Origin of the sequence: Paraburkholderia sp. CNPSo 3076 (genome assembly GCF_026343935.1) — a bacterium.
In the GTDB taxonomy this organism is placed as follows: domain Bacteria; phylum Pseudomonadota; class Gammaproteobacteria; order Burkholderiales; family Burkholderiaceae; genus Paraburkholderia; species Paraburkholderia nodosa.
This window is the reverse complement of record NZ_JAPMAL010000011.1, coordinates 111,896-132,833: the sequence shown is the minus strand read 5'-3', so window position 1 is coordinate 132,833 and position 20,938 is coordinate 111,896. Positions and strand designations below refer to the sequence as shown.

The window sequence follows — 20,938 nt, the reverse complement described above, 5'->3', positions numbered from 1 at the left end:
TGATATGTCAGAAAATGAAATCTCAGACTTCTAAAGCAGGCATCGGTACCCGTACGCTGAAGCTGGGCGTATCGGCGATTGCAATGGCCATGCTGGCGGCTTGCGCCAACTACGCGGGCATCCACAGCGACAAGCAGATGGCCCAGCCGCAACGGTTCGAGACGGCGCAGAGCCTGCCGCAAGAACAGGGGCACTGGCCGTCCGCCGATTGGGTCGACCAGTTCGGCGACGCGCAGTTGAAGGCGCTGATTGCTGAAGCGCTGCAGGGCAGCCCGAGCGTCGAGCAGGCCAGGGCGCGCGTGGCTCAGGCGCAGGCCTATAGCGAAACCGCGAAGGCGGGCACGCTGCCGCGCGTGGACGCCAGCTACACGCTCACGCGCCAGCAGTACAGCAGCACGGCGCTGATTCCGCCGCCGTACGCCGGCTCGTGGCAGACCGAAAACAAGGGCTTGCTGACCGCTTCCTACGATCTCGACCTGTGGGGCAAGAATCGCGAGGCGCTGCGGGCAGCCGTTTCGGAGACGGCCGCGAGCGAGGCCGACGAGGAAGTCGTCAAGCTCACGCTGGATACCTCGATCGCACGCACCTACAACCAACTGGCGCGGCTCTATGCATTGCGCGACATCGCGCAGGAAGAAGTCACGCGCCGCGAGCAGATCGACCGCATCACCGCGGGCCGCATTGCCACGGGCCTCGACACGCAGGTGGAGCGCAAGACCGCGCAGGCGAACCTGGCGACCAGCCGCTCGCGGGTGAGCGCGCTCGACGGCAGCATTCTCACGACGCGCTACCAGTTGGCCGCGCTGATGGGCAAGGGCCCCGACCGCGGGCTCGCGATCACGCGGCCGACGCTGGGCGTGGGCGACGAGGTGCGTTTGCCGGACAACCTGCCCGCCGACCTCGTGAGCCGGCGCCCGGATATCGTCGCGGCGCGCTGGCGCGTGGACGCGATTACGCACGAAGTGAAGGAGGCGAAGGCCGAGTTCTATCCGGACATCAACCTGAGCGCCGCGCTCGGTCTCGACGCGTTCGGCTTCGGCCGCTTCCTGACCGCCGCGAGCCGCACGGCCTCGGTGGGCCCCGCGGTCCACCTGCCGATCTTCGACGGCGGCGAGCTGCGTGCGCAGTTGAAGGGCCGCTACGCCGAGTTCGACTACGCCGTGGCCGCTTACGACCAGACGCTCATTGGTGCGCTGAGCGGCGTGGCCACGCAGCTCGCGCAGATCCATTCGAGCGATGCGCAGCTCGTCGATGCCCAAACCGCGCAGCAGGCGGCACGCGATGCCGACCAGCTCGCGATCACGCAATACAAGGGCGGCCTGACCAATCAGCTCACGGTGCTCAACGCCGACGTCACGGCGCTGAACGCCGACGAAGCCATCGCTAACCTGAAGATGGATCGCCGCGACGAGCAGATCGCGCTGGCTTCGGACCTGGGTGGCGGCTATGTCGACACCTCGGCCGATACCGGCCACCACGCGGACGCTGCCGCCCAACCCAACCCTCAAGCCAATTCCGTCATTGCCGCCGCGCGTTGAACGGCATGTTTGCAAACCCGTCAGGAGAACTGAAATGAGCGAAACGATCACGACCGACCGCGAGCCGGTGGATCAACGCGACGAGAAAAAAAACGGCGCGCAAGCGGCCCCGGCCAACAATGACCAGCAAGCCACGCCCCCGGGCCGCCGCAAGCGCCTGATCGCGCTGCTCGGCGCCTTCACCTTGATCGCGGGCGCGGCCTATGGCGCGTACTACTTCACGGAAGGCCGCTTTCACGAATCGACCGACGACGCCTACGTGAGCGGCAATCTCGTGCAGCTCACGCCGCAGGTCACGGGTACGGTGGTCGCCGTCAACACCGACGACACGCAGATCGTGAAGGCGGGCAACCCTGTCGTGACGCTCGATCCGGCCGACGCAAGAATCGCGCTGGCCGATGCCGAAGCGTCGCTCGGCCAAACCGTGCGACGCGTGAGCGGCCTCTATGTCAACAACGACTTTTATGCGGCGAACGTGGCGCAACGCGAATCGGACCTGGCGCGCGCCAACGACGATCTGCGCCGCCGCGCCGCAGTGGCGGACTCGGGCGCCGTTTCCGCCGAAGACATCGCCCACGCGCGCGACGCCGTGCAGGCCGCGCAGGCCGCGCTCGACGCCGCACGCCAGCAGGGGGCGGCGAATCACGCGCTGACCGATCGCACGTCGGTCGAACAGCATCCGGACGTGCAGGCGGCCGCCTCGAAAGTGCGCGCGGCCTGGCTCGCGTATGCGCGCGATACCTTGCCCGCACCCGTGACGGGTTATGTGGCGCAGCGCCAGGTGCAGGTGGGCGAGCGCGTGTCGCCCGGCACGCCGCTCATGGCGATCGTGCCGCTCGACGGCGTGTGGGTGGACGCAAACTTCAAGGAAGTGCAGCTCAAGCACATGCGCATTGGCCAGCCGGTGACGCTCACTGCCGATGTCTACGGCTCGAGCGTGAAGTATCACGGTCGCATCGAAGGCTTTTCGGCGGGCACGGGCAGCGCCTTCGCGACACTGCCGGCGCAGAACGCCACGGGCAACTGGATCAAGATCGTGCAGCGCCTGCCGGTGCGCATCGCGCTCGATCCACGCGAACTCGCGGCGCGTCCGTTGCGCATCGGCCTCTCGATGACGGTGGATGCCGATACGCGCGACGACTCGGGCTCGCAGCTCGGCGCGGCGCAAAATACGCGTTATCGCACTGATGTCTTCGCACAGTACGACGCGCAAGCCGACGGCGAGATCGAAAAGATCATCAAGCAGAACGAAATGGCGGCACCTGCGACTGCGTCACAACCCACGCCGCAACGTGTGGCGGCGCGCGATCATAAGGGAACCGCGGGCTAAGCGAGTCTGGCGGCGGCCCGGCAAAGCGCTTGAGCATCCGCAGCAAGCGCTTTGGGCACCGCCTCGCGCAGGTCATCCATGAACGTCTTGATCTTGGCGTCGAGGTACTTTCGCGAGGCGTGCACCGCATAGGCGGTGAGCCGCTGCAGGCGATATTGCGGCAATACACGCACCAGCGCGCCGCTATCGAGCATGGCCAGCGCCGTCGACATCGGCAGCGCGCCGATGCCTACGCCTTCGCGAAGGGCGACGCTGAGCGCATCGGGAAGATTGATTTCGACGGGCGCCTTCGGGAACGCCACCGTCTCCCGGCCGTTGGGGCCGTGCAGATGCCAGCGATCGCGCGGAAAGAACGTCGTGACGAACTGCAGGCACGTGTGAGCCTCCAGGTCCTGCACCGTGCGCGGCACGCCGTGGGTATCCAGATAGGCGGGTGCCGCACACAGCACGTTGTGGACATCGCCGAGCCGGTGCGACACGAGCCGCGAGTCCGGCAACTCTGTCGTACTCAATTGAAACATCACGTCGTAGCCTGCCTCGATGATGTCGGGCGTGTGCTGCGACAACGTCAATTCGATCGATACCGCGGGATACCGCTCGCGATAGCGCACGAGCGCCGGGACCACATAGGCCTGGCCGAAGCTCGGCGACGCATGAATGCGCAGCCGCCCGGAGGGATTGACCTGCGCATTGGCCGCCTCTGCCTCGGCCTCGTCGACACACGCGAGGATGCGCTCGCATCGCTCCAGATAGCGCTGGCCCGCCTCGGTTAGCGAGAGCCGCCGCGTACTCCGATGCAGCAGGCGCGTGCGCAATTGCGACTCGAGTTGCGAGACCGCCCGCGACGCATTGGCGGTTTGAATATCCAGACGCGAGGCCGCGCCCGTAAAGCTTCCTTCTTCCGCTATGCGGACGAAAATCCGCATCATGTCCAGCTTGTCCATTACGCGTCTTCCACGGATAGATCTGTCTCGCACGCAGCTACGACGCAAACTCGCGCCACGCCAGATTCTCCTATAAATGCAGGGAAATCTGTTCGGCGAATGTCCGTATCACTTCTTCGTTACGTGACAGAAACATCCATTGTCCGACTCGCGTCGAAACGAGCAGTCGCGCTTCGACCAGTACGGCAAGGTGCGCCGATACGGTGGACTGCGAGAGCCCGCTGCGTGCCTGGATGGCGTGTGCGGGCACGCCGCGACCCAGATCGACATGGCCCTCTGGAAAGGCATCGGCGGGGACCTTCAGCCACGCGAGGATGTCGCGCCGCAGGGGATTGGCGAGTGCCTTGTGAATCCGGTTCGCGTCTATCATGGCGTTCCTTGCGCGCTCGCGGTGCTTGAACGCGGCTGCATCAACAACGTTCTGGCGATGGTTCCCGCGGCACCTTCCCCAAGGTCTTCCCGCACGATCGACAGCGCCAGGTGAATGCCGGCGCTTGCGCCGCCCGACGAATAGAGGTTGCCATCCTTCAGGCAGCCGGGATTGGACATGACGTGCACCCGTGGATATTCGGCCGCGAGGCGGTGAGCGTCGCGCCAATGCGTGGTCAGCCAGCGGCGGTCGGCAACGCCGGCGCGCGCCAGCAGAAACGCGCCAGTGGAAATGCAGGCCAGCCTGCGCGTGGCGGCCCCGGCGTCGCCGAGCCACGTCACGAGTTCGCGATGCTCACGCGCCGAACTGACCACGGGAGACCCGGGCACCACGACGACATCGAACGGCGTGCTCGTTTCGAACAGGCATTCCGTGGTGCCCACCGCCGTGCCGTTGGAAGACAGCACGGGCCCAGGCGAGGTCCCGACGAGGTGCGGTTCATAAAACGCGCCGCCATACAGGCGATTCGCTGCATGAAACACATCCATCGGGCCGCTCACCTCGAGCAGTTGAAACCCCGCATAAAGCATCATCGCGACACGCATGCGCGGTTACCCCATGAACGCCTGCTCGACCAGCGCGGATTGCCGCGCGACGTGCGCCGAATGGTAGCCCGGCGCGGTCGATGCGCCGGCGTCAGGACCGGCGTAGGCCAGCTTCGCACCCGTTGGCAGGAGGTCGCGCAACTGCGGCTCGACGAAACTCCATGCGCCCTGGTTGCGCGACTCCTCCTGACACCAGACGACGGTCTTCAGGTTGGGATAGCGCGCGAGTTCGGCGGCCAACTGTTTTGCTGGAAACGGATATAGCTGTTCGACACGGATGATCGGCGTGTCGGCCGCGTTCGCGCGGCGATGCTCGAGCAATTCGAAGTACACCTTGCCTGTGGCCACGATCACGCGCTCGACGCTGGATGCCCGCGACGCCTCGACCTGCGTATCCGGCAGAACCTCGCGGAATGCGCCCTCGCTCAACTCCTCGAACGTGCTGAGCGCTTCCGGATGCCGCAACAGCGACTTGGGCGTCATGACGACAAGCGGGCGGCGATCGGAGGCGAGCGCCTGCATGCGCAGCAGATGGAATAGTTGCGCCGGCGTGGTTGGCTGGGCGACACGCATGTTGTCCTGCGCGCTCAACTGCAGATAGCGTTCGAGCCTCGCCGATGCGTGCTCGGGTCCCGCGCCTTCCTGCCCATGAGGAAGGAACAGCGTCAGGCCGCTGCGTTGCCCCCACTTGGCGGCGGCCGCTGCGATGAACTGGTCGATCACCACCTGCGCGCCGTTTGCGAAGTCGCCGAATTGCGCCTCCCAGATCACCAGCGCATCGCGGTTCACCGTCGTATAGCCGTACTCGAACGCGAGCACCGCCGCTTCGGAGAGGATGGAGTTCGTCACATTGAAGCGGCCCTGCGCTTTGTCACTCGCAACACCGAGATGATCGAGCGGAATATAAACGCCATCTGGCCGGTTCATGCGCGTTTGATCGTGCAACACGGCGTGACGATGATTGAACGTCCCGCGCGCGCTATCCTGCCCGCTCAGTCGAACGCTGACCCCCGCGCCGAGCAGCGAAGCGAATGCCAGATGCTCGCCCATGCCCCAGTCGAGCGGCCGTGTTCCCGAGGCCATTTCCTGGCGCCCGGTCATCATCTTCTTGACCAGCGGATGGAGCGCAAGGCCCTCAGGAACGGTCGAAATCTGATGCGCGAGACGGCGCAGCGTTTCCGTCGAAGGGGTGGGGTGAGAAGCCGGGCTCACCGCTTCCTCGCGTGAAGAGGCCGCGTCGGAGCCGTCGGTTTCGTTCGCACGCTTGAGCAGTTCACGCCGCGCGCTGACGTAGCCCTCTGCTTCTTCGGCCGTCAACACGCCTTGCTGGATCAGCTTCTGCGCGTAGCGGGTTCTTACGCCGGGATGGCTGGCGATCGCGCGATACATCAGCGGCTGCGTGATGCCCGGCGTGTCCTGCTCCTGGTGCCCGAATTTGCGGAAGCACACGAGATCGATGACCACGCTCCGTTTGAACGCGGTACGATAGTCGAGGGCAAGGCGCACCGCCATCGCGACGGCTTCGGGGTCGTCGCCATTCACATGCAGGATGGGCGCCTCGATCATCTTCGCGACGTCGGTGGTGTAGAACGACGAACGCGTGTCGCGCGGATCGGACGTCGTGAAGCCGATCTGATTGTTGACGACGATATGAAGGGTGCCGCCCGTGCCGTGGCCGCGCGTATAGGAGAGGCTCAAGGTTTCCATGACGACACCCTGGCCGGACATCGCCGCGTCGCCGTGTATCTCGACCGGCAGAACCTCGACCCCGTCGGCGCTGCCCAGGGCCTCGCCCTTGGCGCGCGCCATGCCTTGCACGACCGGATTGACGATTTCCAGATGCGACGGGTTGAACGCGAGCATCACTTCGACCGGTCCCTCGGGCGTATCGACCGAACTCGTAAAGCCCTTGTGATACTTCACGTCGCCTGCGGCAAGTCGGTCGGGATCCTTGCCATCGAACTCGTCGAACAGCGCACGCAACGGCTTGCCGACGATATTCGCCAGAACGTTCAGGCGTCCGCGGTGCGCCATGCCCATCACCACCGCGCGCAACTTTTTCGAAGCCCCGTAGCGGACGACTTCGTCGAGCATCGGAATCAGCGATTCCGCGCCTTCGAGCGAGAAGCGCGTCTGCCCGACGTAGCGTGCGTTAAGGTATTTCTCGAGGCCTTCTGCCGCGCTCAGGCGTTCCAGCAGCCGGCGTTGTTCCGCGGCCTGCAGCGACGGTCTGGCTCGCGTGGATTCGAGCTGCATCTGCCACCAGCGCCGCTGCCCGGCGTCGGTAAGATGCATGAATTCGGCGCCGAGCGTGCCCGTGTAGGTTTGCTCCAGCGCCGCGACGAGCTCTTGCAGCGTGGCGTCGTCGTCGAACAGGAACGTGTCGGCGGTGCTGAATGTCGTCGCCATGTCCGCGGCCGTCAGGCCGTAATAAGCCGGCGTCAACTCGGCGTAGGCGCGTGGCGGCGTCCACATCAGCGGATCGAGATCGGCCGTGCGCGTGCCGATCATGCGGAACGCGGCGATCAGCGACTGTACCGCGACCTGCTTGCGCGCGAGGCCAAGGCCGGAGTCGTTGGCGACGGTGGTATCGGCCTGGACGATCATGCGCGGCGGCTGCTTGGCAAGCTCCACAAAGCTGGAAATGACGGGGGCGTGCGGCTCGTCATCGCGATCGCTGCCGTCGATAGCGGGCGTTTCGCGCAGTGCATCGAACCACGCCCGCCATTCACTGGTGACCGCATCCGGGTCAGCCAGGTAAGTTTCATATTGCTCTTCGACGTAAGGGGCGTTGCCCCCGAAGAGGAAAGAGCTCTGACGTTCTTTCAACATGATGAATCTGCCTTTGGTCGGTGTGCGGTCCAATGTCGGGCGCAACACGTGGAGTGATGGCGATAACGCCTTCCGGTCCGCCCGGGTTGTTTGCCCTACCGCAGTCGTGAACACAGTCTAGTTATGCGGGGCAGCGGGCGAAATGCGCGCGTGGTGCCGCCGCCTGCCAACTAGTGGATGTTTTGGGCCACGCTGCCGATTTGTTACACCGACGCAAAATACTTTTTCCGGGGACAGACTGCACCAGCTAGTGACGATGCGTTAAGCTGCGCCACGGTCCTGGTTGGGACACCACCTCTGAAGGTCACGGCATGAAAGTCGCCATTGTTGTATTCGATGGTGTGCAGGCGCTAGATGTTGCAGGCCCACTCGATGTGTTCGCCGAGGCGAACACATTCCTCTCCGAGCATCAGCGCTACGAGGTGACACTCGTCGGGCGCGAGGCGGGCGCCGTGACCTGCTCGAACGGCATGCAACTGGCGGTCTCGCTTGGCTATGCCGACAGCGACGTGCAATGGGACTTGCTCCTCGTAGCCGGTGGGCCGCAGTTGCCCGACCTGCATCCGTCGAATGCGTTTCTGGCCTGGCTGCAAAATCAGGCGCGCAGTGCAAGCCGCTTTGGTTCGGTGTGCAACGGCGCATTCGTACTCGCTCATGCAGGGCTGCTCGATGGCAAGGACGTGACGACTCACTGGTCGGATGCCGGCCGTCTCTCCAATGAATTTCCGCACGCCAATGTGCAGCCGGACCGGATTTTCGTTCGCGACGGGCGGCTGTTCACGTCGGCGGGCGTGACCGCGGGCATCGATCTGTGCCTCGCGCTGGTGGCGGAAGACTGGGGACACGAACTGGCGGTGCGGGTTGCGAAGCGGCTGGTGGTGTATATCCAGCGCGAAGGCGGGCAGTCTCAGTACAGCCCGTATATCGGCGCCGGTAAGGACGAGGACCCGATACTCAGCAAGGTGTATCGCTACGTGAGCGAACATATCACCGATACGCTTTCGATCGAGGCGCTGGCGAGCGCGGCTGCCGTGAGCCGACGCACCTTGTCGCGCATATTCGCCAAAAACGCAAAGGTCACGCCCTCCGTATTCGTCGAGCAGGTTCGCGTCGACACGGCGAGAAAGCTGCTGGAGGACACGGATGCACCGCTCAAGACGGTCGCATTCAAATGTGGCTTTCATAGCGCCACGCATATGCGCACGACGTTCTCGCGGCGCCTGAACGTCACGCCAAAACAATATCGCCTGCGATTCCGCGGGGAGGCGAGTGCGTAGCGACGATTGCCTGGCGGAGCCGGCGCGCGCCGATTGTGCGCCGTGCCTTCGCGATATCATCGAGCCCGGTCTGTCGATACTGTTTTGCGGGATCAATCCGGGCATGCGTGCGGTCGCCACGGGGCACCACTTCGATGGCAGAGGGAACCGGTTCTGGCGAGTGCTCCATCGCGCCGGCTTTACGCCGGAAGAATTTCGCCCCGAGAACGACCGTGAGTTGCTGCAGCATGGCTTTGGTCTGACTACGGTGGTCTCGCGCGCGACGGCACGCGCGGACGAATTGTCGAGAGCGGAGATTCAGGCTGCTGCGGCGCAATTCGAACGGAAGGTTCAACACTACGCGCCACGGTTTATCGCCTTTCTTGGCAAGATGGCGCTTGCCGAAATGTCCGGCAAGCGAGATATCCAGTGGGGTTTGCAGTCCAGCCAGTGCGGCGGCGCGTGTGCATGGGTTTTGCCGAACCCGAGCGGCTTGAATCGCGCATTCAGCCTCGACGCGCTCGTGAGCGCCTACCGCGAACTTCGCATAGCGGCTCAGATTTCCTCAGTTGTCGATTGAATGAATCAGCGACTGCGGATATTGTGCAGGCGCAGCGGGATGCCTTGCGAGTTCGCGCTTGCCTGGACCGGGCGTACATTCGCCTTCGGTCGTCAAGCCGCTCGCGCATTGAAGATACGCATTGTTTCGCAGCGTTTCGGTCACGAACTCGACGAAGGACCGAATCTTTCCGCTCGTTCCGCGCCGTTCGACATGAAGCAGGTTGACCTGCGCCGATTCGGGTTCGTACGCGCGCAAAATGGGCACCAGATTTCCGGAGGACACTTCGGTTGCGGCCTGGTAAGACAGCAACTGCGTGATACCCACGCCGTCTTCCGCGGCCGAAATCGCGGCGGCCGCCAGATTGACGATCAATCTCGGCTGCAGCCGTACAGGAATCTTCGCGTTATTTTCGTAAAACATCCACTCGAACGGTTGGGAAACGCCGGTAAAGGAAACGCAGTGGTGGCCGACCAGGTCTCGCGGATGCATGGGCTCTCCATGCCCGGCGAGATAAGCGGGTGACGCAAAAGTTTGCCGCCGCACGGATCCCAGGCGCACCGCGAAAGTCGACGAATCTTCGAGATGGCCAATACGTATGGCGATATCCACGCCTTCTTCGAGCAGGCGCGTGGGACGATCGAGGTAAACGGCGTTCACGCTGACGTCGGGGTAGCGCAGCGTGTAGGCGTTGACGAGCGGGGCGATGAAGCGCTGGCCGAGTTGGACCGGCGCGGTAATCGTGAGCGTGCCCACCGGGTTGGCGGGATCCACGGCAATATGCGACTCCGCGTCGGTGATGCCATCGAGCAGCTTGCGGCAGGCCTCGAGGTAAGTGGCGCCCGCGTCCGTGGGTCGGACCGAGCGTGTCGTGCGCGCGAGCAACTGGGCGCCCAGGCGCGTTTCGAGCGAGTTGACCGCCCGCGAAACCGCCGCTCGCGACAAGCCGAATTTTTCGGATGCGGCGCTGAAGCTGCCGCGTTCAACGATGGCTACAAAAACCTCCATCTCGCGTAATCTGTCCATCTTGACTTCCCAATCTGAGCCTCTTGCAAACGGAAAACAAAAGTAAAAGCCGTTCGGCGCCTACCGTTGCTGGTTCGTTTTCAAACCTTCGTTGATCGTGTCTATCACGATTAACCCGCGGCCTGAATGCCTACGCCGCGATTCTAGGCATCGTGCGGCGTCTGGTATCGCCTCGCAAGCTGGATTGGCTCAAAACAGCGCAGAAATGACCCATGTGTAATCAGTCAGGTTTGCGTTGGCGCAGCGCACACGCGTTGGGCGAATCACGACCGGACGGCCTGGCAAAATTCTCGTACTAGATGGCCCAAAATCAGGCCAGGCAAGACTTTAAGAAATTGGGTTCATCTCTGACAATAAAGCCGTCAGTGAACAGCAACAATGCGCGCCGAAACCGATGATGTGGTCATCGCATCGCGTGAGGACGCAGGGCACTGAATGGCCTCACAGTGAAATAGCCACATCAAACAGTATAGCTAACGAAACCCGAGAAGTTGCTGATCCCCATGACAACTGCGAACCCTTTGACGACTGGAACGGAAGCGGCGACGGCCCCGCAGGCGTTGGAGCCACGCCCTGTACGCGAAGCCGCGGCGCCGGCGCAGCCTGCCCCCGCGCAAGTGGCGTTCACGGGACGCATTGTCGTGGGCCTGCTCGGCATGTTGTTCGCTTCCTTGCTGGCCATCCTCAACGAACAGGTTACCGCGGCGGCGATGGCCGATATCCAGGGCGCGTTCCTGATCGGGCATGACGACGGGACGTGGCTCACGTCGCTCTTCGAAGCCGCCAACGTCGCGACGATGGTATTCGCACCCTGGTTCGGCATCACCTTTACGCTCAAGCGCTTCACGATCGGCGCTGTGCTCGCCACGATGTTGTTCGGACTGCTGTGCCCGTTTGCGCCGAATCTGGCGACGCTCTACGTCTTGCGTATCTTCCAGGGAATCGCGGGCGGCTGTCTGCCCCCCATGCTGATCATCGTGGCGCTGCGTTATCTGCCGCCCAAATTCAAGCTGTATGGGCTCGCAGGCTACGCGCTCACTGCGACCTTCGGACCGGCGCTCGGCACACCGCTCGCCGCGTTGTGGACGGAGTTCGTGAGCTGGCGCATGGCGTTCTGGCAAATCATTCCGCTCGGCGTGCTGTGCTGTATCGCGATTCAGCAGGGGCTGCCCGACGATCCAGTCAAGCTCGAGCGCTTTCGTACGTTCAACTGGATCGGGTTGATGACGGGCTTCCCCGCGTTTGCCATGCTCGTGACCGGGTTCTTGCAAGGTGACCGGCTCGACTGGTTCGAATCGGACTTTATCCGCGTGATGCTTGGCGGCGGCGCGCTGCTGCTCGTGGTCTTCCTCGTCAACGAGTGGTTTCAGCCCGTGCCCTTCTTCAAGCTCCAGTTACTCGAGCGCAGAAATTTCACGCATGGACTCTCGACCTTGCTCGGCACCGTGATCCTGCTGGTCGGCGTCGCGGCGATACCCGGGCAGTTTCTCGCCAAAGTTCACGCGTACCGGCCGCTGCAGACGACGCCGCTCTCGCTGTTGCTTGCTGTTCCGCTGCTGATTACGCTCCCTTTGACGGCGGCGCTATTGAACACGCGGCGCGCCGATCATCGCTGGGTGATCGCGATCGGTCTGTCGCTGATGTTCACGACGTGCGCACTCGGCAGTTTCATGACGTCCGAGTGGATTCGCGACAACTTCTATGTGCTGCAGGCGCTGCAGATCATCGCGCAGCCCATGGTGATCATGTCGATCCTCATGGGCGTCACGACGGGTCTGCCGCCCGCGGAAGGCCCGTTTGCTTCGGCCATGTTCAATACGGTCAAGACGTTCGCCGCCGCCATCGCGACGGGTCTGATCGAGGGGGTGGGCACCGCGCGCGAACATTTCCATTCGAGCATGCTCGTCGACCAGCTGGGCAACCGCGCGCTGGTGGCGGGCCCCGGTCTCGACACCCCCTACGCGCTGGGGCAACTCGCGCACCGTATTCACGAGCAGGCCGTCGTGCTGACGTCCGCCGATCTCTACCGGGTGATGGCGTGCGTTGCGCTCGTTCTGCTTCTTCTTGTTCCGGTGCTGCCGGTGCGGATCTATCCGCCGTGGAGCACTACGCCGCCCGCTTCGAAATGAGGTCCGTTTTCCATGTCATCGACTAAACCCACCCCCACACCGTCCAGGTTGAAATGGTTTCGTATTGCGGCAGTCGTCGCCGTTGTCGGCGTTGCTGCGTGGGGCGGCACGAAGCTCCTGTCTCACTCCAGTTCGGAATCCACGAACGACGCCTACGTCACCGCGGATTTCACGCTCGTCGCGCCGCGAGTCGCGGGGCAGATCACGGACGTGCTGGTGAACGATAACGAGGACGTGAAGGCCGGTCAGCTGCTGGTGCGCATCGACGACCGCGACTTTCGCGCCGCGTTGATGAGCGCCGAGGCGGAGGTGGTGGGCGCGAAGGCGTCGGTGGCGAACTTCGAAGCGGAGATTGCGCGCCAGCCCTCGCTCGTCGATCAGGCGCGCGCCACGCTGCGCGCCGACGACGCGTCGATCGGCTTCGCGCGGGCCAACGCGGCGCGCTACCAGAATCTTTCCACGGCGGGGGCGGGGACCGCGCAGGAGCAACAACAGGCTTCGAGCACGCTCGCCGAGCAGCTTGCCCAGCAGTCGCATGATCAGGCGGTGCTCACGGCTACCCAGCAGAACCTGGACGTTCTGCGCACCGAGCGCGACAAGGCAGCCGGTGCACTTCAACACGCCGAAGCGGTGCGCGAACAGGCAAAGCTCAACCTCTCCTATACGGAAATCCACGCGCCGGTCGACGGCAAGGTGGGACGCCGCTCGGCGCGGGTCGGCGCATTCGTGACGCCCGGCGCCCCCGTGCTGGCCATCGTTCCGCTTTCGGACGCGTATGTCGTCGCCAATTTCCAGGAGAGCCAGATCACGCATATGCGGCCCGGCGAAAGCGTGCGCGTGACGGTCGACAGCCTTCCCGGCGTGGTGATCCGTGGCCGCATCGACAGCCTCGCGCCGGCGACCGGCGTGAGCTTCGCGCCGATCGCACCCGACAACGCAACCGGGAACTTTACGAAGGTGGTGCAGCGCGTGCCCGTCAAGATCACGATCGATCGCGGGCAGCCTGCTGCAGCGGCATTGAGCGTTGGGCTCTCGGTGGAAGCCGAAGTGGCCGTTGGCCGGGGCGAAGAAGCGTCGGCCGAGGGAGCGGAAAGCAAATGAACACGAGCAAATATGCTATCCGCGCGATCTTTCTCGCGGTTCTCGCATGCCTGGCGTTCCTGACAATAGCCGCTTGCACGGTGGGTCCCAACTTCGAACCGCCAAAGTCGCCGACGCCGGAGGTCTTCAACCGCACGCAGACGGCGCAGGCGCCGAGCAAAGCCGTCGAAGGCCAGTTTGGTCCGGAATGGTGGACGCTGTTCAACGATCCGGTATTGAACGGCCTGGAAAAGCAACTCGCCGACGCAAACCTGGACGTGGCGGCGGCCTCCGCGCGCCTGCTGCAGAGCCGCGCCGAGCGCCGCGTGGCGGGCGCAGCCGAATATCCGACGCTCGACGGCGCCGCATCGTATAACCGCGAACGCGGCAGCGAAAACGGCATCCTCTCGCTGCTTGGCGTGACGCCGACGCAAAGTCAGCCGCAGTCGGCCTCCGGCAGCGCGCCTCTCGGCGTGGCGGCGATGCCGGGCTCCAAGGGTTCGCCCGCCTATAACCTGTATCAGGCCGGCTTCGATGCTTCATGGGAGGTCGATATCTGGGGCCGCGTGCGACGCAGCGTGGAAGCGGCGACGGCGCTGTCCCAAGCCTCGTATGAGGACCGCAACGCGGTCTTGCTGAGCGCGCGCGCGGAGCTTGCGCGAGACTATATCGAGTTGCGCGACACGCAGGAACTCCTGCAGATCGCGCATCAAAACCTGGACATCGCCAACGACGCGCTGAAGCTCACGCAGGTGCGCGCGCATGAAGGCGTGACCACGGACCTCGATGTCTCGAACGCTTCGGCACAGGTGGAGAATATCGAAAGCCTGATTCCCACACTCGAATCGCACTCCGAAACGACGATCAATGCAATCGGCCTGCTGCTCGGCGAGGAGCCAGGCGCGCTGCGCCAGACGCTCGCTGCAGCGCAGGAGGTGCCCGTGCTGCCCGCGCAGGTGCCGATCGGCTTTCCTTCCGAACTCGTGCAGCGCCGGCCGGATATCCGCAAGGCAGAAGCGGACCTGCATGCGGCGACGGCGTCGATCGGCGTGGCGAAGGCCGATTTTTATCCGCGCATAATGCTCAATGGAAGCGCGGGCTTTCAGAGTCTTCAGCTTTCGAATCTGGCCAGTTGGGCGTCCGGGCAGTTTGTCGTTGGCCCTTCCATTACGTTTCCCATCTTCGAAGGCGGCCGCCTGAAAGGCACGCTCCAGCTGCGTGAGGCGCAACAGCAGGAGGCCGCGATTGCCTACAAGGAGACGGTGCTGCGCGCGTGGCAGGAGGTGGACGACGCGCTCGTCACCTACGACGCCGAACAGCGCCGCCGCGACCGGCTGGCGCAAGCCGTGACCATGAACGAGCGCGCGCTCTCGGTCGCAAAGGAGCGGTACAAGGCGGGGGCGCTCGATTATCTCGACGTGTTGAACGTGCAGAAGCAGTTGCTCGAAGCACAAAGCAATCTCGAGCAAAGCAGAGCCACGGCCGCTACGAATCTCATTACGCTTTGTAAGGCGCTGGGCGGGGGATGGGAGTCGACATACGGCGGGTAAGCCATAGCCAGAATGCCCGCTAGTCTCGCGCATCATCATTGTTCAGGACAATCGATGACGGTGCGGCGCTCGCCATGGCGCAAAGACAGGCGCGCGTGCAAAATCATTTCCGGATGAAGATCGCATCATGACAGGAGCGTCCGTCATGGATCTCGCTGGATATGAGCTGGAGCCGCTGCGCGACGACGGCGATTTTTCACTGTATCGCGCCCGCAAACGCAGCCATCCCGTCTCGGTGCTCGCGCTGGTCGCCACGCGAGCGGACCCGGTGGGCATGAAGCGCCTCGAGCGCGAATACGGACTCGCCGCGCTGCTCGATTCCAGCTGGGCGGCGCGGCCGCTTGCGCTCTACCGGCACAGAGAGCCGCCCATGCTCGTGCTCGACGACGACGGCGGCGAACCCCTCGATCGCTCGCTTGCCGGCCCGTTCGAACTCGCGCGCCTGTTGCGCATTGCCATCAATCTGGCGAAGGTGGTCGGCCACGTGCATCGATGCGGCCTCGTTCACAAAGACATCAAGCCAGCGAATGTGCTCGTCGACAGCAGCGGCAACGTGCGGCTCACCGGTTTCGGCATCGCTTCGCAACTGCCGCACGAACATCAGCCGCCCGCGCCGCCCGAGATCGTAGCCGGCAGCTTTGCGTATATGGCGCCCGAGCAGACCGGCCGCATGAACCGTTCGATCGACACGCGCAGCGATCTCTATTCGTTCGGCGTCACGCTGTACGAGATGCTCACCGGGTCGCTGCCGTTCAAGGCCTCGGACGCAATGGAGTGGATTCATTGCCATATCGCGCGCAAGCCCACGCCGCCCCGGGCGCGCCGCGACGCGATTCCGCAGGCGCTCGAGGGCATCGTGCTGAAGCTGCTCGCGAAGGCCGCCGAGGACCGCTATCAGACTGCGGCGGGACTCGAGGCCGATCTGCGCTCGTGCCTCGCGGAGTGGGAAGCGCACCATCGCATCGACCCATTCCCGCTGGGGGAGCACGACGCGTCCGACCGGTTGCTGATTCCCGAGAAGCTGTACGGGCGCGAGGCGCAAATCGAAGCACTGACCAGCGCGTTCGATCGCGTGGTCGGCAACGGGTCGGTCGAACTGGTGCTGATCTCGGGCTATCCGGGCATCGGCAAGTCGTCGGTCGTGAACGAGTTGCACCGGGTGCTGGTCCCGCCGCGCGGTCTCTTCGCTTCCGGCAAGTTCGACCAGTACCGGCGCGGCATTCCGTACGTGCCTTTCGCGCAAGCCTTCCAGACCCTCGTGCGCAACCTGCTGAGCATGCGGGAGGCCGAGGTCGAGCCGTGGCGGCGCGCACTGATGGACGCACTCGGGCCCAACGGGCAACTGATCGTGAATTTGATCCCTGAGCTTGCGCTCATCATCGGCGAGCAGCCGGCTGCGCCGACGCTGCCGCCGCAAGACGCGCAAAATCGCTTCCAGATCGTATTTCGACGCTTTCTCGGCGTATTTGCGCGGCCGGAGCACCCGCTCGCCTTGTTTATCGACGATCTGCAGTGGGTCGATACGGCGACGCTCGATCTGCTCGCGCATCTCGCCACGCATCCGGACGTGCGGCACGTTCTGCTGGTGGGCGCCTATCGGGACAACGAGGTCGACGCTACCCACCCATTCGCGCGCACGCTCGAGTCGATTGCCCGCGCCGAAGGCAAAGTGCAGCAAATCGAGCTTGCGCCGCTCACAAGGGACAGCGTGACGCAACTCGTGGCGGATGCGCTGCACTGTGACCGCGCCAGCGCCGCCCCGCTGGCGCAACTGGCGCATGAGAAAAGCGGCGGCAATCCGTTCTTCGCGATCCAGTTTCTGACCGCGCTCGCCGATGAAGACCTGCTCACCTTCGACCCGCGCGTCGCGAAGTGGGGCTGGGAACTGCCGCGCATTCGCGCGAAGGGCTACACCGAGAACGTCGCCGATCTGATGGCGGCGAAGTTGAGCCGGCTGCCGCCCGCGGCGCGCGACGCACTAGGCCAGTTGGCGTGCCTTGGCAACGTTGCCGAAGTCGCCGCGCTGACCTGGGTTCAGGGCGGCTCCGAAGAGAAGATGCACGCGGACCTGTGGGAAGCCGTGCGAACGGGCCTGGTCTTTCGCGAGGCCAATGTCTATGAATTCGCGCACGATCGCGTGCAGGAGGCCGCGTACGCGCTCATTCCGGCCAACGAACGGGCTGCCGCGCACCTGCGCATCGGCCGGGCGCTGGTGTCGCGCACGCCGCCGGACGCGCTCGAAGAGGCGATTTTCGACATCGTGAATCATCTCAATCGCGGCGCGGCGCTGATCGTGGATGAAACGGAACGTGAGCAGGCAGTTGCCGTGAATCTCGTCGCGGGCAGGCGGGCCATGCGTTCGACGGCCTACGTGGCCGCGCGCGGCTATCTCGCGCAAGGCGTGGCCTTGCTGTCGCCCGCTGCGTGGACCCTGCGCTACGAGAGCACGTTCGAACTCTATCTCGCTTTCTCGGAGTGCGAATATCTGGTGGGCGACTTTGCAAAAGCAGATGCCCTGGCGGACATCATGCTCGCCACGGCGCGCTCCAGTCTCGATCGCGCCAAGGTCTACAGCTTGCGCATCGAGTTGTATCAGCTTGCCGGAAGATACGACGAAAGCTTCGCGGTCGCGCTCGTTGCGCTGCGCGGCTTCGATATCCACTTTCCTGAAACCGATGAGGCGATTCAGGCGGCGTTCCATGCCGCCCTGCAGGACGTTCGCGTCAATCAGGCAGGCCGTTCCATCGGCGAACTCGTCGAGGCGCCGGTGGCGACGGACCCCGCGATCCACGCGATCGTCAATCTGCTCCTGCAGGCGATGAACTGCGCGTTTGCCGCGCGGCCCGCGTTTTATCCGCTCGTCACGCTCGAGGCGGTCAATCTCTCCTTGCAACACGGCATGACCGATAACTCGAGTTTTGCGTTCGGCAACTACGCGCTCATGCTGGTCTCGCTGATCGGCGATATTCCCACGGCGGTTCAGGTGTCGGAGATGTCACTGAAACTGAACGAGAGATTCGGCAATCGGCACCTGAATGGAAAGCTGCTTCATCTGTATGGCGCCCACGTCAATTTCTGGCGCCGCCATATCGCTGCGAATCTCCCGGTGCTGGAACGGGCGACAGCCGAGTGCATGGAAGTGGGCGATTTCGTTTTTGCCGGCAACGTGGCGTTCAATGCCGTCTGGCAGTCGCTCGAGAGCGGCGCCGCGCTCGAAGACGTGCAGGCGATAGCCGAAAAGTACGCGGCGCTCATGCGGCAGAGCCACAACGACGCGGTCTACGAACTGATTCGAGTCGAACGGCAATGCGTCATCAGTCTGCGGGGCAGGACGCCTAAACCGTTCGATCTGAATGACGAGACGTTCGACGAAGCCGCCTGTTTCGAGGCGATCGTCAAGTCGAATTTCGGTTGCGCCATTGGCGTCTATCGAATCATCAAGGTCATACTCGCGTTTCTCGATGGCCGCTATGTCGAAGCGCTGGCGGCTGTGCAGCAGGCGCAGGCCGTGCTGAGTTCGGTGATGGCGCTGGCGATCGAACCGACCTTTCACTTTTTTCATATGCTCACCTTGACGGCGCTTTATCCCGAGTCTTCTCCCGAGCAGCAGGAAATTGACAAACGCCTGCTCGCAGAGACACTCGAGAAGTTTGAAACGTGGGCCGGACATTGTCCGGAAAACTATCAGAACCGCCATGCGTTGCTCAGCGCGGAACTCGCGCGTCTGGAGGGGCGCGAACTCGACGCCATGCGCCTGTACGAGGAGGCCATTCGCTGCGCTCGCGAGAATGGCTTTGCGCATCACGAAGGCATGGCCAGCGAACTGGCTGGCCGTTTCTATTTGCGCATGGGCCTCGCGACGAGCGCCGAAGGTCATTTACGCAATGCGCGCCGGTGTTTCGGCGCCTGGGGCGCGCAAAGCAAGGTCGTGCAGCTCGACAGCGAATTCTCGCGCCTGGCCGATCTGGAAGGGAGCACGCTGACGTCGACGCTCAGCTTCGACTGGCGTCAGTTCGACGCAGCAACGCTGCTCAAGGCCTCTCACGCGCTTTCCAGTGAGATCGAACTGAAGCGCCTGATCGAGCGCCTGATGACGATCGCGCTGGAAGCCGCAGGCGCGGACCGTGGTCTGCTGATCGTGCCCGAGCAGCCGGACGGCTACCGCATCGAGGCGGAAGCGCGTGTCGACGGCAACGGGATCGAGGTGAAGCGCTCGCCGGACACCGGCGCGGCCACGCCCGCGGCGCTGCTGCGTTACGTCATGCACACGGGCAAGCGCGTCATCATCGACGATGCCGTGACGTCCAGTCTCTTTCCCGAAGACGGGTATCTGGCGAGCGGCGCCACGCGGTCCGTATTCTGCCTGCCGCTGGTCAGGCAGGGCAAACTCAGTGGGCTGCTGTATCTGGAGAACACCGAGACCTCGCATGTGTTCACCGCACGCCGCTCGGCACTGCTCGACTTGCTCGCCTCGCAGGCCGCCATTTCACTGGAGAATACGCGCCTGTATGCCGATCTTCAGGAACGCGAAGCAAAGGTCCGACGCCTGGTGGACTCCAATATCATCGGCATCCACATCTGGGACTTCGAAGGCAATGTCGTCGAGGCCAACGACGCATTTCTGCGCATTGTTGGCTACACCGCGGCAGATCTGCGATCCGGGCAGATTCGCTGGCCCGATCTGACTCCGCCCGAATGGCATGAGCGCGACGAACGGGTGAAGGCGGAATTGCAGGCCACGGGTAGCGCCAAACCGTTCGAGAAGGAATACTTTCGCAAGGACGGCAGCCGGGTTTCCGTCATGGTTGGTGCAGCGGCGTTTGGCGACCGCGCGGGGCAGGGCGTCGCGTTCATACTCGACCTGACCGAGCAGAAGCGCGCGCAACAGGACGTGCAAGACAGCGAACGACGCTACCGCGAACTCCAGACTGTGCTGGCGCATTCGAACCGCGTGGCGACGATGGGGCAGCTATCGGCATCGATCGCGCATGAGGTGAAGCAGCCGATCACCGCCATCGCGGCGTACGCGAGTGCGGCCTCGCGCTGGCTCGCGGCCCGCCCGCCGAATTTCGACGAAGCGCGTCTCGCGCTCACCCGGATCGTCGCGGACAGCGATCGCGCCAACGGCATTGTCGACAGAACCCGTGCCTACTTCAAGAAAGAGCCGCTGCGCACCGACGGGCTCGATGTGAACGACATGATTCGCGAACTGATCGCGCTCGTGCGCGACGAAGCCAGCAAGTCCGGGGTCGAACTCACGGTGCAACTCGCCGAGGGGTTGCCGCGCGTTCAGGGCGACCGGGTGCAATTGCAACAGGTCATGCTCAATCTGATGATCAACGCCCTCGAAGCGATGAGCGAAGTGAAAGCCGGCGAGCGCACGCTACTGATCCGAACCGGCAGGAGCGACGAAAGCGAACTTTGCATTACCGTGCAGGATTCCGGACCGGGACTCGCCGCCGGCAATCCCGAGGGCGTATTCGAGGCCTTTTTCACGACCAAGCCCGACGGTCTGGGCATGGGGCTACCCATCTGTCGATCGATCGTGCAAAGCCACGGCGGGCGCCTATGGGTGACGCCGAACGTCCCCGGTGGCGCAAGCTTCCATTTCACGCTTCCCGCACAAGGCAACGCCTCGCTGCCAGCGCGTAGTTAGCGCCGCCCCGCCAAGTCATACGACCCTTCAGATCGCCACGATTTCCGCGTTGTCGCCATGGCC

At 63.9% G+C, this 20,938-nt stretch carries 13 protein-coding genes; 8 read left to right on the top strand and 5 right to left on the bottom strand.

The window, feature by feature from the left end; genetic code table 11:
- Positions 1-14 precede the first annotated feature (14 nt).
- A complete protein-coding gene (locus tag M3A49_RS14775) occupies positions 15-1,538 on the top strand; it encodes an efflux transporter outer membrane subunit (RefSeq protein ID WP_266229288.1) in 1,524 nt (507 codons plus the stop codon).
- 34 nt (positions 1,539-1,572) lie between these two features.
- A complete protein-coding gene (locus tag M3A49_RS14770) occupies positions 1,573-2,868 on the top strand; it encodes an HlyD family efflux transporter periplasmic adaptor subunit (protein ID WP_266229287.1) in 1,296 nt (431 codons plus the stop codon).
- Here the strand turns inward: M3A49_RS14770 and M3A49_RS14765 are convergent.
- From M3A49_RS14765 to M3A49_RS14750, 4 genes are all read right to left on the bottom strand, one after another.
- Positions 2,865-3,812, bottom strand: a complete 948-nt coding sequence (locus M3A49_RS14765) for a LysR family transcriptional regulator (protein WP_266229286.1) — start codon at positions 3,810-3,812, stop codon at positions 2,865-2,867. The genes M3A49_RS14770 and M3A49_RS14765 overlap by 4 nt on opposite strands.
- A 70-nt stretch (positions 3,813-3,882) precedes the next feature.
- Positions 3,883-4,182: an ArsR/SmtB family transcription factor gene (locus M3A49_RS14760; RefSeq protein WP_028202276.1), complete on the bottom strand. Its 300-nt coding sequence runs from the start codon at positions 4,180-4,182 to the stop codon at positions 3,883-3,885.
- Positions 4,179-4,787: an AraC family transcriptional regulator gene (locus M3A49_RS14755; RefSeq protein ID WP_266229285.1), complete on the bottom strand. Its 609-nt coding sequence runs from the start codon at positions 4,785-4,787 to the stop codon at positions 4,179-4,181. The genes M3A49_RS14760 and M3A49_RS14755 overlap by 4 nt, the downstream gene beginning before the upstream one ends.
- A 6-nt stretch (positions 4,788-4,793) precedes the next feature.
- Entirely contained in the window at positions 4,794-7,619 is a 2,826-nt protein-coding gene (locus M3A49_RS14750; RefSeq protein WP_266229284.1) for a 2-oxoglutarate dehydrogenase E1 component, read from the bottom strand.
- Between the two features lie 311 nt (positions 7,620-7,930).
- Here M3A49_RS14750 and M3A49_RS14745 point away from each other — a divergent pair, with 311 nt between their 5' ends.
- Entirely contained in the window at positions 7,931-8,896 is a 966-nt protein-coding gene (locus M3A49_RS14745; RefSeq protein ID WP_266229283.1) for a GlxA family transcriptional regulator, read from the top strand.
- On the top strand, positions 8,889-9,455 hold the full coding sequence (mug, locus tag M3A49_RS14740) for a G/U mismatch-specific DNA glycosylase (RefSeq protein ID WP_266229282.1): 567 nt from the start codon (positions 8,889-8,891) through the stop codon (positions 9,453-9,455). The genes M3A49_RS14745 and mug overlap by 8 nt, the downstream gene beginning before the upstream one ends.
- On the opposite strand, the gene M3A49_RS14735 is transcribed toward mug, so the two are convergent.
- On the bottom strand, positions 9,441-10,460 hold the full coding sequence (locus M3A49_RS14735) for a LysR family transcriptional regulator (RefSeq protein ID WP_266229281.1): 1,020 nt from the start codon (positions 10,458-10,460) through the stop codon (positions 9,441-9,443). The genes mug and M3A49_RS14735 overlap by 15 nt on opposite strands.
- A gap of 503 nt (positions 10,461-10,963) precedes the next feature.
- On the opposite strand from M3A49_RS14735, the gene M3A49_RS14730 reads away from it, so the two are divergent.
- From M3A49_RS14730 to M3A49_RS14715, 4 genes are all read left to right on the top strand, one after another.
- Positions 10,964-12,589, top strand: a complete 1,626-nt coding sequence (locus M3A49_RS14730; RefSeq protein WP_266229280.1) for an MFS transporter — start codon at positions 10,964-10,966, stop codon at positions 12,587-12,589.
- A gap of 12 nt (positions 12,590-12,601) precedes the next feature.
- Positions 12,602-13,690, top strand: coding sequence for an HlyD family secretion protein (locus M3A49_RS14725; protein ID WP_266229279.1), 1,089 nt, complete (start codon positions 12,602-12,604; stop codon positions 13,688-13,690).
- Positions 13,687-15,219 carry an efflux transporter outer membrane subunit gene (locus M3A49_RS14720; protein WP_266229278.1) on the top strand — a complete coding sequence of 511 codons (1,533 nt, stop codon included), beginning with the start codon at positions 13,687-13,689 and terminating at the stop codon, positions 15,217-15,219. The genes M3A49_RS14725 and M3A49_RS14720 overlap by 4 nt, the downstream gene beginning before the upstream one ends.
- A 145-nt stretch (positions 15,220-15,364) precedes the next feature.
- Positions 15,365-20,875: a trifunctional serine/threonine-protein kinase/ATP-binding protein/sensor histidine kinase gene (locus tag M3A49_RS14715; RefSeq protein ID WP_266229277.1), complete on the top strand. Its 5,511-nt coding sequence runs from the start codon at positions 15,365-15,367 to the stop codon at positions 20,873-20,875.
- The last annotated feature ends 63 nt before the right edge of the window (positions 20,876-20,938 follow it).

What these genes read in the sequence shown, in the direction of transcription:
- M3A49_RS14775 (WP_266229288.1), top strand. Translation starts at nt 15, where the DNA reads ATGAAATCTCAGACTTCTAAAGCAGGCATCGGTACCCGTACGCTGAAG.
- M3A49_RS14770 (WP_266229287.1), top strand. Translation starts at nt 1,573, where the DNA reads ATGAGCGAAACGATCACGACCGACCGCGAGCCGGTGGATCAACGCGAC.
- M3A49_RS14765 (WP_266229286.1), bottom strand. Translation starts at nt 3,812, where the DNA reads ATGGACAAGCTGGACATGATGCGGATTTTCGTCCGCATAGCGGAAGAA.
- M3A49_RS14760 (WP_028202276.1), bottom strand. Translation starts at nt 4,182, where the DNA reads ATGATAGACGCGAACCGGATTCACAAGGCACTCGCCAATCCCCTGCGG.
- M3A49_RS14755 (WP_266229285.1), bottom strand. Translation starts at nt 4,787, where the DNA reads ATGCGTGTCGCGATGATGCTTTATGCGGGGTTTCAACTGCTCGAGGTG.
- M3A49_RS14750 (WP_266229284.1), bottom strand. Translation starts at nt 7,619, where the DNA reads ATGTTGAAAGAACGTCAGAGCTCTTTCCTCTTCGGGGGCAACGCCCCT.
- M3A49_RS14745 (WP_266229283.1), top strand. Translation starts at nt 7,931, where the DNA reads ATGAAAGTCGCCATTGTTGTATTCGATGGTGTGCAGGCGCTAGATGTT.
- M3A49_RS14735 (WP_266229281.1), bottom strand. Translation starts at nt 10,460, where the DNA reads ATGGACAGATTACGCGAGATGGAGGTTTTTGTAGCCATCGTTGAACGC.
- M3A49_RS14730 (WP_266229280.1), top strand. Translation starts at nt 10,964, where the DNA reads ATGACAACTGCGAACCCTTTGACGACTGGAACGGAAGCGGCGACGGCC.
- M3A49_RS14725 (WP_266229279.1), top strand. Translation starts at nt 12,602, where the DNA reads ATGTCATCGACTAAACCCACCCCCACACCGTCCAGGTTGAAATGGTTT.
- M3A49_RS14720 (WP_266229278.1), top strand. Translation starts at nt 13,687, where the DNA reads ATGAACACGAGCAAATATGCTATCCGCGCGATCTTTCTCGCGGTTCTC.
- M3A49_RS14715 (WP_266229277.1), top strand. Translation starts at nt 15,365, where the DNA reads ATGGATCTCGCTGGATATGAGCTGGAGCCGCTGCGCGACGACGGCGAT.